3 protein-coding genes are annotated in these 3,114 nt (G+C 45.7%); 1 reads left to right on the top strand and 2 read right to left on the bottom strand.

Features of this window, described 5'->3' with window-relative positions:
* Nucleotides 1-5: 5 nt before the first annotated feature.
* Together IQ219_RS18420 and IQ219_RS18415 are read right to left on the bottom strand one after the other, a co-directional pair.
* The gene (locus IQ219_RS18420; RefSeq protein ID WP_194073569.1) at nt 6-860 is read right to left on the bottom strand and encodes a DUF4922 domain-containing protein; all 855 of its coding nucleotides are present in this window, start codon (nt 858-860) and stop codon (nt 6-8) included.
* A gap of 157 nt (nt 861-1,017) precedes the next feature.
* A complete protein-coding gene (locus IQ219_RS18415; protein WP_194073568.1) occupies nt 1,018-1,530 on the bottom strand; it encodes a hypothetical protein in 513 nt (170 codons plus the stop codon).
* A gap of 236 nt (nt 1,531-1,766) precedes the next feature.
* Between IQ219_RS18415 and IQ219_RS18410 the strand changes: the two genes are divergently transcribed.
* A complete protein-coding gene (locus IQ219_RS18410) occupies nt 1,767-2,768 on the top strand; it encodes an adenosine kinase (RefSeq protein WP_194018536.1) in 1,002 nt (333 codons plus the stop codon).
* The last annotated feature ends 346 nt before the right edge of the window (nt 2,769-3,114 follow it).

Genomic DNA, 3,114 nt, shown 5'->3' with positions numbered 1-3,114 from the left:
TTTGATTATTGCTCGACTCCCACTTGTCGCAGTAGTTGCCACGGTCCCAATTGTTGTAACAACTCCAACTGTTGTTGATTTTTTACCAGTAAGCCACCGGCAAAACCCAACGCATTAACTTCAATGTCTTGGTAGGATTGTTGGGAACGGGGCACGATCGCCAAAAACTCCCTAGTCATTAACAGATTGTAGGGGTGGGGTCTCGCTCCCACTGTGGTTTGTAATGACAATTGCTGCAACATATCCCGATAAATTTGGTAACATATCTTGCCTCCGTCGGCTTGGTTAATCACGTCCATGGTGAGGGGGGCGATCGCCGTTTGGAAGGGTAGTTTTTTTGCTTGAATAAAATGATCAGCCAGGGGAAATTTTTGACTATTTTCCACCAAAGGAAAGGGAATCCATTGTAAATGACGGTGGGGTTGACTGGCCCCCGCTTTAGGGCCGCTGTTATAAAATACTAATCCTTCTTTTTCTTTTAATACCTGCACCGCCGCGGTGAAATCCCCTAGGGTCAAAGGATTTTGTTGATCTTCAAACTCCCGCGTGACAATTAATAAATGTTGATCTACTACCTTGAATTTATTTAGTAATCCCAAATGGGTCTGGGAAAAATGTCCCACAAATAGATCGGGGTCGTAGGGCAAAAATGGATTAATTTTCTGGCGATGTTGGTGTTCAGTGGTAATTTTTTTGCGATGGATTTGGGTCAAAATTCGTACTACAAAATTTATTTCTCCTGCCTCCAGGGTAGTTACCGCTGTATTGATGGGTTGGAGGGCACCGGTTTTGAGGGCGTGGTCACTCTGGGCTAGTAAACGGGGCCACAATTGACCGGGGAGGAGATAGGATTCAGCCATGGTGAGGGAAAAATAGGTAACTACGTTCTCGGCACAGGGCAACAACAATTAACCATTAGCAAAACCCCTGATTATGCCCATGGGGAACACTGCCAAGGGCGAAATTTTGCTGGAGCCGTTCCTTGATCCTACACCGCGCAGTGGAGAGCACTACCCGTCAAACAACCTGTAAAGACTGATTATCTTCCCAAATGCTACTATCTACATTCAGTTGGCTCAATTTGGTGCGGGCTAAGTCGGCCCAGAAATTACGGTGGCGGCGATCGCCAAGGTAAATTTGGTCATTATCTTCAGCTTTGCCACAGGCTTCAATAAAAAAGTAGGCCAATTGCTTAGCAGTGATGTCAGAACCACTAATCTGAAAATGGAAAAGTAAATCCCGTCGTTGGGGGGCGGCAACGTGGGCATAGAGCATGGTGAAATCATGGCTAGCCCCATGGTCAAACATTTGTGGTCTAGGCATGGATTGATTACCAAAACTCTCTGTATTCGTGCCCTTTAGTTGGGAAACTAAGAGTAAATGTCGTAGGCTTGGGGTCGCGGGCAAAACGCCAGAATAGTACAAAATCAAGGGGGCAGTCAGATTTTGAGAAGCTTTGAAATTCCAATTGGCTTTATCCAGGGGAAAATAAGTCAAAAACTGATGCCATTCCGACATAGATGTGGGCATACTTTTACCAAGAATTTTAGTCAAATCTTGATTTAACTATTGTTTATTTTAGCAATTGTCTCACCATAGTTGGTGATTAATCCCACCGCTAATCAGATAATACTATTACTACAGTTTGGGAGAAAACTGACCCTAATCGTCATCATTTCTGCCCTGTAAATTGCCTTCACCATTGTCAGTCAAGCCATTCTGCCCTAGGATAACATTCGTCATGAAGCGGAATCTGTGAGGTTGCAATGGGTCATAAATATGATGTCTATGGTATGGGAAATGCCCTGGTGGATATGGAATTTGAGGTTACCCCAGAGCAGTTAGCCAGCCTAGGCATTGATAAAGGGGTGATGACCTTGGTGGAAGAAGCCAGGGAAAATGAACTAATCGCCCAATTGGCCCAACAGCGCGGCAAACAAAGCAGTGGCGGTTCTGCGGCTAATACCCTGGTGGCCCTGGCCCAACTGGGGGGTACGGGTTTTTACGCCTGCAAAGTGGGCAAGGATGAGGCCGGAGCCTTTTATCTCCAGGATTTGAACGATTGTGGTCTCGATACCAACCCCCACCATGAAAGCGCCGGGGAAGGTATTACTGGTAAATGCTTGGTTTTTGTCACCCCCGATGCCGATCGCACCATGAACACATTTTTGGGGATTAGCGGTAGTTTGTCGGTGACGGAAATGGATTGGCCAGCGTTACGGCAATCCCAATATCTTTACCTGGAAGGATATTTGGTCACCTCCCCCAGTGCAAAGGCCGCCTGCATCGAAGCTAAGGCGATCGCCGAACAGTCCGGGGTGAAAACCTGTCTCTCCCTATCTGATCCGAACATGGCCAAATTTTTCCAGGATGGCTTAAAGGAAATGCTAGGACAAGGTGTAGATTTATTGTTTGCCAATGAAGCGGAAGCCCTAGAAATGGCCGGTACTTCAGACCTCAATCAGGCGATCGCCTACTGTAAAAGTATTGCCAAAAACTTTGCCCTCACCAGGGGCGGAGAAGGGTCACTAATTTTTGATGGCGAGAATTTATTAACCATTAGTACCCCTAAGGTCCAACCCATTGATACGGTGGGGGCGGGGGATATGTACGCCGGGGGATTTTTATATGGTTTAACCCACGGCATGGACTATGAAAAGGCTGGGCAATTGGCATCGGAAACAGCATCCAGAGTAGTTACCTGTTACGGCCCCCGCTTGGCGACGGCAACACTGCAAGAGATTTTGCAATCTGTTCAGGCAGTTTAAGATAGGAAAACTATTTTCCCAAAGTCATATCGCTCTACTATTAGTCTAGTTAGGTAATTTTCAAATGAATCCCCAGAAGCCTTTGATAGCAAGGCTTTTAAGCTGTGTACTTAATAAAAAGTCTTGCTTTTGTATTTTTACGTTGGAAGAATCCTGAAATTCTTTTCTGGTAGGGATTTCATGGAGTAAAACCAAACGATTGATTCCCAGACTCAGCAAAGAGCGATAAAACCTGTAACTTGGTCAAGGATTAGAAAAAAAGCGATTAGTACTGGTGGAAAAGCAAAAAAAAGCGGCCAGTTTCGTCCCCATTGAATTAGGTTCGGAAACTAGCCCTGTGCTACAT

This window comes from Synechocystis sp. LEGE 06083, from assembly GCF_015207725.1.
GTDB lineage: Bacteria > Cyanobacteriota > Cyanobacteriia > Cyanobacteriales > Microcystaceae > Synechocystis > Synechocystis salina.
The sequence above is the reverse complement of the archived record's forward strand: the minus strand, read 5'-3'. Positions and strand labels throughout refer to the sequence as shown.